Origin of the sequence: Actinoplanes sp. NPDC048791 (genome assembly GCF_040650095.1) — a bacterium.
Classification (GTDB): Bacteria; Actinomycetota; Actinomycetes; order Mycobacteriales; family Micromonosporaceae; genus Actinoplanes.
Map to the genome: position 1 here is coordinate 1 of NZ_JBEZGQ010000301.1, position 8,428 is coordinate 8,428.

Consider the following 8,428-nt stretch of genomic DNA (forward strand, 5'->3'; position numbering starts at 1 on the left):
GACCCCGCTGGCCGTGGTCGACCTGGCCGCCTTCGACGCGAACGCGGCCGCCCTGTCGGTCCGCTCGGCGGGCAAACCGATCCGGGTGGAGCCCATCCGTCTGCTGACCGCCGTCTCCGCGCTGACGCTGTGCCTGCTCGCGGGCAGCGGTGCCGCCGGCGCGGCGGGTGCGTCCAGCGCCCGTGACTGTACGAGGCCAGGTGTGCTGTTCTGCGAGAACTTCGACCGGCTGCCGGTCGGCGGCGCCAGCAGCCTCGACTGGGGGATCGACACCCGCAACGGCACACTGACCGTGGAACGCCGGGGCGCCGGCCGGGGCGGCAAGGTGCTGCACGTCCGCACCGTCGACAACGGGCGTGCCTTCCTGCGGGTCGACGATCTCGCCGTACCCCCGGGCGGTTTCTACGGCCGGATGCGGCTGCGCGTCGACGCGTTCCCGACGGCGCCCGACTGGGCGCACTTCACCCTGGTCGAGGCGACCGGATCGGGCAGCGCCGAGGTGGTGCGCCCGCTCGGCGGACAGTACGTGCCCACAGTGGACCGGTCCCTGTGGGGCATCGGCGCGGACGGCGGACCCACCGGCGACTGGACCGCCTGGACCGAGTCGGCCCCGACCGTCACGGACACCTGGCAGTGCGTCGAATGGCGCCTCGACGCGGCAACGAACACGGTGACCACCTGGATCGGCGACGACGTGACCCTGACCGCCGGCGAAGGGGCCCACGGCGGCAACCAGGTCCCGTTCGTACTGCCGGCCGTCGACACGGTCAAGATCGGGTGGCAGCTGTACCAGGGCGGCACCACGCCGGCCGGCTTCGACCTCTGGATCGACGACATCGCCCTCTCCGCCCGGCGCCTGGGCTGCTGACGCTCCGCTTCAGCCGCACGCCACCACGACCGACGTCACGGACATTGACGACTGTCGTGGTGGCGTGGTCAGATCGGCGGACCGGAGTGTTCCTCGCGTTCCGCCGACCCCTTCGGAGGCCGACGTGTCCCTGCGCCGTATCTCGGCCCTCATTTCCGGACTCCTGCTCGTCGTAGCGGCGGCCGCGATCCCCTCGCCCGCCGTTGCCGCGCTGTCCACCGCCGCGGTTGCGCTGGGCGACAGCTTCATCAGCGGTGAGGGCGCCGGGAGCTACGAGCCGGTCGTGGACGTCAACGGGACCAGCCGCGGCTTCCCAGGCTGGTCCGCGGCCAACACCGACGCCTACTTCTGCCACCGTTCCGCCGGTGCGTCGCTGCACCGGGCCGACCTGCCCGGCATTCAGGCGCGGTTCAACCTGGCCTGCTCGGGTGCTCAGCCGCAGGACCTCGCCCGTCCGGGCCAGGACCGGCCGCGGGGCCGCGCTGTGGCGGCCCAGCTCGACCAGCTGCGGGCGGTCGCGGGTGCGTACGACATCGACCTGGTCCTGATCGGGCTCGGGTCCAACAACAGCCGGTTCACCTTCGGCGACGTCGCCTCCGAGTGCGCCAACCGGTTCATCGCCGACGCGTGGACCGGCTGGTGGGAGCTGTGGGCGTACATCAACGGGCCGGTCGAGCAGGAGCCGTGCACGGCCGACGACCTGGCCACCGCCGCGCAGGTCGCCGCTGCGGTCGAGGAGACCCGGGCCGCCGTACGGGGCCTGCTGACGACGCTGGACGCGGTCGACGCCGACGGGCAGCACCGGGTCGTCTTCCAGGACTACACCAATCCGCTGCCCACGGACGTCGTGCCCAGCCTTTACACCGAGGACGACCGCGCCGACGACCGGGACAAGTTCCGGGCGCTGGGCGCGGAGCGGTACCGGGCCGGTTGTCCCGTGCATCGCGCCAGCCTGGCAGCCGGGCACTCGTTCTCCTCGGCTCTGGGCAGCCTGGTGTCGGCCGTGTACGCCGGCCTGTCGGCTGAGTTCCCCGGCGCCGATCTGGTCCACCTCAACGTGCAACGGGCATTCGACGGGGCCCGGCTGTGCGAGTCCGGTGCCGACCCGGCCGCTGCCCTGGCCACCCCGATCCGGCTGCAGGACGGGCCGACCGGCGTCTTCCTGACCGACCTCGCGGGCTACGACAAGATCGCCGTGCAGCGCATCGCCAGCTCCTGCGTCTCGTACTTCCAGACCTGCCAGGAGTCGTGGCACCCCAACGCGAACGGGCACGCGGTGCTGGGTCGCTGCCTGACCGGCGCGGCCGCGACAGCTGCCCGTACGGTGACCTGCACCCGCAGCCCGGACGGGCAGCTCACCGTCCGGTGACCCCGGCGTGCTCGCCCAGCACCGGCATGTCGTGCACCTGGGTGCCGGGCTGCCACGGCCACCGGTGGTACCGGTCCGGCCACACGAGCTGCAGGGCCCGCAGCCGCCCGCCGGTGCCGGCGTAGAACTGCGCGGCGACGGGCAGGTGCCGCTCCGGCTCGGTCACCTCGACGAAGGTGACGGGATGTCCCTCGAGCACGTCCTCGGCGGTGGCGCCCGCGGCGAGCTCCCGGCGCCCGGCGATGACCGCGGCGGCCAGGGCGCGCAGGGCGGGCCGGGTGATGTCCGGGGGCAGCCCGAACAGGATCAGCTCCGGGTGGCCGTGGCCGGTCAGGCCGACCGTGTACCAGCAGGTCTCCAGGGCCGTCGGCTGCGGCTCGAACTGCAGGTACACGCCGGCCTGCTCGATGGTCGCGGCGATCGCGCGGAGCGCGGCGTCGTGGTGCCCGGCCGTCATCGGATCCGCCCTCCCGTGTGCTTCAGCTGCGGGATACCCGGCCGGAGCCGAGACTACCGGCCTGATCCGGTACGCGCGGCCGCCGTCGACCGGGCCGGGAAGCGGATCACCCGGTCGTCGGTCGCTGCCGGGGTGCCGCGGCCGTCCCGGTTGCTCGTGGTGATCCAGAGCGAGCCGTCCGGGGCCCGTTCGGCGGTACGCAGGCGGCCGTACTGGCCCTGCAGCAGTGCGGTCGGCGTGCCGGCGCCGCCGTTGCCGTCCAGTGGGACCGACCAGAGCCGCTGGCCGCGCAGGGCGGCGACGTAGAGCGTGCTGCCGTCGATGGTGGCGCCGCTGGGCGAGGCCTCGGCGGTGCTCCACACGACGATCGGGTTGCGGAAGCGGGTGTCGGTGCTGCGGCCCTCGACCGTCGGCCAGCCGTAGTTGCCGCCGGGCACGATCTGGTTGACCTCGTCCCAGGTGTTCTGGCCGAACTCGGCGGCGTACAGCCGGCCCTGGGCGTCCCAGGCCAGGCCCTGCACGTTGCGGTGGCCCAGGCTGTAGACCAGCGAGCCGGGGAACGGATTGCCCTCGGCGGGGACACCGCCGTCCGGCCGCATCCGCAGGATCTTGCCGTTGCGGCTCTGCTGGTTCTGCGCGTTCGCGGTGGTGCCGGCGTCGCCGACGCCCGCGTAGAGCATGCCGTCCGGTCCGAAGGCGATCCGGCCGCCGTCGTGGATGTTCGCCTTGGCCAGCCCGCTGAGGATCACCTGCTGGTCCTGCGGGGCGTCGAGCCGCAGGCGCGCGATGCGGTTGTCCGAGGCCGAGGTGAAGTAGACGTACACATAGCCGTCCTCGGCGTACGTCGGGGACACGGCCAGGCCGAGCAGGCCGGCCTCACCGGCCGGGACGACCCCGCTGACCGTGGCCACCACGGCCGGTGCGCTGCCCGGGCGCAGCTGCAGGATGCGGGCGCTGTTGCGTTCGGCGACCAGGGCGCTGCCGTCGGGGAGGAACCCGAGCCCCCACGGAACGGTGAGATCCGTCGCGACGACCTGGGGATCGGCAAGATCGGGAGTGCGCAGGGCGTGCGCTTCGGTGGCCTGCGCGACGGCGAGGGTGCCGACACCGAGTATCAGCGTGCTGACCAGGGCGAGTTTGCGGCGCATGACTCCAACCTCCAGCTGAGTGGCAATTGAAGCATGTCAATGTACTCCCCGGGAGCCGGCTCAGCTCGCGGCGCTGGCCACGATCACCTCGGTGCCGGCCCGGCGGATGGCCTCGATGCCCGCCGGATCCGCGCTCGGGTCGGTCACCAGGGTTGCCACGTCGGTGATCGCGCAGATGCCGGCCAGGCACACCTTGCCCACCTTGGAGCCGTCCGCCACCACGATGACCCGGTCGGCCCGCCGGATCATCACCGCGTTGGTGTTCGCCTCGATCTCGTCGTGGGTGGTCAGGCCGCCCCGGGCGCTGATGCCGTCCACCCCGACCACCGCCACGGCCATGTTCAGGCCGGCCAGCGCCTGGTCCGCGATCGGCCCGACCAGCTCGTACGACTGGGTGCGGGACACGCCGCCGGTCATGATCAGCTTGAGCCGGGGGCGCAGGGCCAGCTCGGCGGCGATGTTCAGCGCGTTGGTCACCACGGTCAGGTCGACGCGCTCGGCCAGCAGCCGGGCCAGCAGGTGGGTGGTCGTGCCGCCGGTCAGGCCCAGGGTCAGCGGGCCCTTCGGCAGCAGCGCCGCGACCTTCTGCGCCACCAGGGCCTTCTCCTCGCGGTGCTGGCCCACCCGGTAGCGCACGGGCAGCTCGTAGGCGACGTCGACCGCGACGGCGCCGCCGTGGGTGCGCGACAGCAGCCGCTGGTCCTCCAGGACCTGCAGGTCGCGGCGGATCGTGGCGGGGGAGACGCGGAACTCGTCGGCCAGGTGCCCGGCGTCGACGGAGCCGTGGCTGGCCACCCGCTCGAGGATGGCCGACACCCGGTCGGCGCGGCGCAGCGAACTCTGTGGCATGGGCCCTCATCAGGAAGGAATGATCAAACGCGCAGTCACTGTAGTTCGTTTCCAAGCGAAACACCAGATTTCCTTGCGCGCTTGGGGCGTAACCGCCAACAATCCCGCCATGACAGTGATCGCTTTCCTCGGCGCGGGCAGCGTCGTGTTCACCCGTGAACTGCTCGCCGACATCCTCTCCTTCGACGAGCTGCGCGGGGTGACCCTCGCCCTGCACGACATCGACGCCGAGCGCCTGGAGACGGCCGAGGCGATCGCCCGCCGTACGGCCGAGCAGCTCGGCGCCCGGCCCGTCATCACCACCAGCCTGGACCGCCGGACCGTGCTCGACGGCGCCGACTTCGTCATCAACGCCATCCAGGTCGGCATGCACGCCGCCACCGTGCGCGACTTCGAGATCCCGGCGAAGTACGGGCTGCGCCAGACCATCGGTGACACCCTCGGCGTCGGCGGCATCTTCCGCGCGCTGCGCACCTTCCCGGTGCTCGAGGGCATCGCCCGGGACATGCGCGAGCTGTGCCCGGACGCCTGGCTGCTCAACTACACCAACCCGATGGCGATGAACGTCGGCTACCTCGCGGCCGTCGCCCCCGAGCTCAAGGCCGTCGGCCTGTGCCACTCGGTCTACTGGACCGTGCGCGACCTGAGCGAACTGCTCGGCGTCCCGTACGAGGAAGTCGACTACACCGGAGCCGGAGTGAACCACCAGGCGTGGCTGCTGCGCTTCGAGCATCGTGGCGAGAGCCTGTATCCGCGGCTGGACGAGCTGCTCGCCCGCGATCCCGAGCTGCGCCGCCGGGTACGGATGGACATGTACTCGCGGCTGGGCTATTTCCCGACCGAGACCAGCGAGCACTCCTCGGAGTACCTGCCCTGGTATCTGCACGACGACGCCGAGATCGAGCGGCTGCGCATCCCGGTCGGCGACTACCTGCGGATCAGCGCCGACAACGTGGCCGAGTACCACGCTGTGCGCAAGTCCGTGCTGGCCGGCGATCCTCTCGACGTCAGCCGCGACGCCACCGAGTACGCCCCCCAGGTCATCCACAGCATGGTCACCGGGACCCTGCGCCGCATCCACGGCAACGTCGCCAACCGCGGGCTGATCAGCAACCTGCCCGAGGACTACGCCGTCGAGGTGCCGTGCGTGGTCGACGCTCTGGGCGTACGCCCGGAACGGGTCGGCGCGCTGCCCCCGCAGTGCGCCGCGCTGAACCGCGGCTTTGTCAACGTGGGTCAGCTGACCGTGCAGGCGGCGATCACCGGCGACAAGCGGATGGTGCGGCAGGCGGCGATGGTCGACCCCAACACCGCGGCCACCCTGCCGGTGGAACAGATCTGGGCATTGTGTGACGAGCTGACCGCGGCGCACGGCGACCTGATCCCCGAATCGCTGCGGTGACCGCTCCAAGACGCGCAGCGTGGAATGCTCGTTTGGACGCTAAAGCTTGTGAAGCGAAAACAAACGAGCATAATCCTCGACCATGAACGACACGTCGGAGGAAATCGCCAGCCAGCCCGCCGTCTGGGAACAGGGCCTCGGCCTGACCGCCCAGGCCCGCCGCGAGCTCGCCGTGCCGGGGCAGCGGATGCTGATCCTGGGCTGCGGCACCTCGTGGTTCGTCGCCCAGAGCATCGCCGAGCTGCGGGAGAGCGCCGGTCTCGGCGAGACCGACGCGGTGTGCGCCTCCGAGTACGTGCCCCGGCGCCGTTACGACCGCGTCGTGGCGATCACCCGCTCGGGCACCTCGACCGAGGTGCTCGACGCGCTGCGCCAGGTGCCGCAGGGCACCCACCGGGTGGCGGTCACCGCCGTCGCCGGGGAACCGGTCGACACGCTGGCCGAGACCCGGCTGCTGCTCGACTTCGCCGACGAGCGCAGCGTGGTGCAGACCCGCTTCCCGACCACGGTGCTGGCCCTGGCCCGCGCCGCGTTCGGGGCGGACCTGAGCCACCTGGTCGCGGACGGCACCGCCGCCCTCGAGGCGCCGCTGCCGGCCGACCCGGCCGACATCGACCACCTGGTGTTCCTGGGCACCGGCTGGACCGTCGGGCTCGCCCACGAGGCGGCGCTGAAGGTTCGCGAGGCGGCGCAGGCCTACTCGGAGTCGTACCCGGCGATGGACTTCCGGCACGGTCCGGTCGCCGTGGCCGGGGCCCGCAGCCTCGTCTTCTCGTTCGGCGACGTGCCGCTCGCGCTCGACGAGGTCGGCCGTACGGCGGGCGCCACCACCTACCGCGACGACCGCGACCCGCTCGCCCAGCTGGTCCTCGCCCAGCGTTTCGCCCTGGCCCTGGCCGCGCACCGCGGCCTGGACCCCGACCGCCCCCGGCTGCTCACCAGATCCGTCGTCCTCACCGACGCGGTTTGACGAAAGTAGGTACAGGGATGACCTCCATTCGGCGCGGCCGGCGGACCCGGCTGCTGGCGGCCGCGAGCGCGGCCTTGCTTCTGAGCGCGGCCTGCACGGGCGGCGAGAGCGACGACGGCAAGGACGCGGCGGCAGGCTACGACCCCGCGGCGGCGGTGACCCTCACCTGGTGGACCGGGCAGACCTCGGAGGCCGAGAAGGTCGCCGAGGGCCTGGCCGCCGAGTACCACGCCGCCCACCCCAACGTCACGATCAAGACCTCGGCGGGCGCGCCGACCACGGACGACCTGCTGACCAAACTCTCCGCCGGCTTCGCGGGCGGCAGCTACCCCGACATCTCGTACGCGTTCGGCAACTGGGCCGGCGACCTGGCGGCCAGTGGCAAGACCCAGAACCTGACCGACTTCGTGGCCGACCCGTCCTTCGCGTGGACCGAGATGCCGGCGGCCGCCCGTACGGTGGCCACCTCGGAGAGCAAGGTGATCGGCGTCCCGGCGCTGGTCGACAACCTGGCCCTGATCTACAACAAGAAGCTCTTCGACACCGCCGGCCTGAGCTACCCCACCGACGACTGGTCCTGGGAGCAGTTCCGCGAGGCCGCGAAGAAGCTCACCGACCCGGCGACCCGCACGTACGGCACCGCGTACTCGGTCTCCGGCAGTGAGGACACCACCTGGCACCTGTGGCCGTTGCTCTGGCAGAACGGCGGGAAGATCATCGACGGGACCAAGCCCGCCTTCAACTCCGAGGCCGGGGTCAAGGCCCTGGAGACGCTGCGCGTGATGGCCGTCGACGACAAGTCGATGTACCTGGACCAGACCGACGAGAAGTACGCCCGGCTCTTCAACAGCGGGCACGTCGCGATGATGCTGTCCGGCCCGTGGGCGCTGCTGGAGATCAAAGAGGCCAAGCTGGACTACGGGGTGGCCGCGCTGCCGGGCGTCAACGGTGACCACCAGACCGTCTCCGGCCCCGACCTCTGGGTGCTGTTCGACCACGAGGACGCCAACCGGGCCGGCGCGTCGCGCGACTTCATCAAATGGCTGACCAGCGCGCAGATCGACGCCAAGTGGAACCTCGCGGTCGGTAACCTGCCGCTGCGGTCGTCCGAGCAGAGCACGCCCGAGTTCGCGGCGTACGTCAAGGAGTACCCGGGTGGGCAGAAGTTCTTCGACAACCTGGCCAACGCCAAGCAGGCCCGGCCGACGGTCGCCGGCTACGAGGTGATGTCCCGCAACGTCGGTGACGGCATCGCCAAGGTGCTGCAGGGCGCCGCCAAGCCGAAGGAGGCCCTCGACGAGGCGGCCCGCAAGTCGGCCGACGCCCTGGAGAACTGATGACGCTCACGTTCGCCGCGACGCCGCG

8 protein-coding genes are annotated in these 8,428 nt (G+C 71.7%); 5 read left to right on the forward strand and 3 right to left on the reverse strand.

What is annotated here, in order from left to right:
- Both AB0C29_RS21875 and AB0C29_RS21880 read left to right on the forward strand, forming a co-directional pair.
- Positions 1-868 (forward strand): hypothetical protein (locus AB0C29_RS21875; protein WP_360822876.1); only part of this gene is annotated, 868 nt, incomplete at its 5' end.
- Positions 869-1,031: 163 nt separating this feature from the next.
- Positions 1,032-2,237, forward strand: coding sequence for a hypothetical protein (locus AB0C29_RS21880; RefSeq protein WP_360822895.1), 1,206 nt, complete (start codon positions 1,032-1,034; stop codon positions 2,235-2,237).
- Here AB0C29_RS21880 and AB0C29_RS21885 read toward each other — a convergent pair.
- The 3 genes from AB0C29_RS21885 to AB0C29_RS21895 are packed head-to-tail and all read right to left on the reverse strand — an operon-like array spanning position 2,224 to position 4,691.
- Positions 2,224-2,694: a DUF4262 domain-containing protein gene (locus tag AB0C29_RS21885; RefSeq protein WP_360822879.1), complete on the reverse strand. Its 471-nt coding sequence runs from the start codon at positions 2,692-2,694 to the stop codon at positions 2,224-2,226. The two genes, AB0C29_RS21880 and AB0C29_RS21885, sit on opposite strands and share 14 nt — an antisense overlap.
- A gap of 53 nt (positions 2,695-2,747) precedes the next feature.
- On the reverse strand, positions 2,748-3,842 hold the full coding sequence (locus AB0C29_RS21890; RefSeq protein ID WP_360822882.1) for a PQQ-dependent sugar dehydrogenase: 1,095 nt from the start codon (positions 3,840-3,842) through the stop codon (positions 2,748-2,750).
- 60 nt (positions 3,843-3,902) lie between these two features.
- Positions 3,903-4,691, reverse strand: a complete 789-nt coding sequence (locus AB0C29_RS21895) for a DeoR/GlpR family DNA-binding transcription regulator (RefSeq protein ID WP_360822885.1) — start codon at positions 4,689-4,691, stop codon at positions 3,903-3,905.
- Between the two features lie 109 nt (positions 4,692-4,800).
- On the opposite strand from AB0C29_RS21895, the gene AB0C29_RS21900 reads away from it, so the two are divergent.
- The 3 genes from AB0C29_RS21900 (at position 4,801) to AB0C29_RS21910 (ending at position 8,400) form a co-directional block, all read left to right on the forward strand.
- On the forward strand, positions 4,801-6,093 hold the full coding sequence (locus AB0C29_RS21900; protein WP_360822888.1) for an alpha-glucosidase/alpha-galactosidase: 1,293 nt from the start codon (positions 4,801-4,803) through the stop codon (positions 6,091-6,093).
- 82 nt (positions 6,094-6,175) lie between these two features.
- A complete protein-coding gene (locus AB0C29_RS21905) occupies positions 6,176-7,063 on the forward strand; it encodes a sugar isomerase (RefSeq protein WP_360822890.1) in 888 nt (295 codons plus the stop codon).
- Positions 7,064-7,080: 17 nt separating this feature from the next.
- Entirely contained in the window at positions 7,081-8,400 is a 1,320-nt protein-coding gene (locus AB0C29_RS21910) for an ABC transporter substrate-binding protein (RefSeq protein ID WP_360822893.1), read from the forward strand.
- Positions 8,401-8,428: the final 28 nt, after the last annotated feature.

Excerpts from the sequence above, each read along its gene's own strand:
- AB0C29_RS21895 (WP_360822885.1), bottom strand. The coding sequence starts at position 4,691 with ATGCCACAGAGTTCGCTGCGCCGCGCCGACCGGGTGTCGGCCATCCTC.
- AB0C29_RS21890 (WP_360822882.1), bottom strand. The coding sequence starts at position 3,842 with ATGCGCCGCAAACTCGCCCTGGTCAGCACGCTGATACTCGGTGTCGGC.
- AB0C29_RS21900 (WP_360822888.1), top strand. The coding sequence starts at position 4,801 with ATGACAGTGATCGCTTTCCTCGGCGCGGGCAGCGTCGTGTTCACCCGT.
- AB0C29_RS21910 (WP_360822893.1), top strand. The coding sequence starts at position 7,081 with ATGACCTCCATTCGGCGCGGCCGGCGGACCCGGCTGCTGGCGGCCGCG.
- AB0C29_RS21885 (WP_360822879.1), bottom strand. The coding sequence starts at position 2,694 with ATGACGGCCGGGCACCACGACGCCGCGCTCCGCGCGATCGCCGCGACC.
- AB0C29_RS21905 (WP_360822890.1), top strand. The coding sequence starts at position 6,176 with ATGAACGACACGTCGGAGGAAATCGCCAGCCAGCCCGCCGTCTGGGAA.